This is a genomic window from Pseudomonas sp. RA_35y_Pfl2_P32 (genome assembly GCF_963970735.1).
Lineage (GTDB): Bacteria > Pseudomonadota > Gammaproteobacteria > Pseudomonadales > Pseudomonadaceae > Aquipseudomonas.
The window spans coordinates 1-477 of record NZ_CAXAQF010000277.1 but is presented as its reverse complement, the minus strand read 5'-3'; the positions used below and the strand labels follow the sequence as shown (position 1 = coordinate 477).

At 60.2% G+C, this 477-nt stretch carries 1 protein-coding gene; it reads right to left on the bottom strand.

The window, feature by feature from the left end:
• Nucleotides 1-392: TonB-dependent receptor plug domain-containing protein (locus tag AACY45_RS28260; RefSeq protein WP_339548766.1), on the bottom strand; the 392-nt coding region annotated here is incomplete at its 3' end.
• Nucleotides 393-477 lie beyond the last annotated feature (85 nt).

Here is a 477-nt window from a genome sequence, read left to right as displayed (position 1 = left end):
ATATCGCCAAAATCCAGCACCGGCAGGCCATCTTCCTGAAACTGAACGAACTTGCCGCCACCGCTTGCCGCCGGCAAACCGCGGACCGCGATGTTGGCGTTGCTTTCGCCGCCTGAAGATTCGGCGCGCAGGCCCGGAATGTTGCGCAACAGGTCGGCGCTGCCCATTGGGGCGAGCTTGGCGATTTCCTGAGAGTCGACCGCGCTGATGGAGATGCTGGTCGTCAAACGGCGCTCGGGCCGAGCGGTACCTGTCACAATGATATCGGCAGCATCTGTTTTGGCTTCGGGCGCGGCGGCCGCTTCCGGCGCGGGCACGGAACTCTGCGCGAGTGCGATCTGCGGCAGAAACGCCAAAGCCGTACCGGCGAGCAAAAGCGTTGCAAGCTTCATGATAACCCCTCCTAGTGTCCGCTGTATTGCGGCTTGAGGGATGCTCATAAGCGCTTCGCAATCGATTGCAATAATTTTTCGCAAT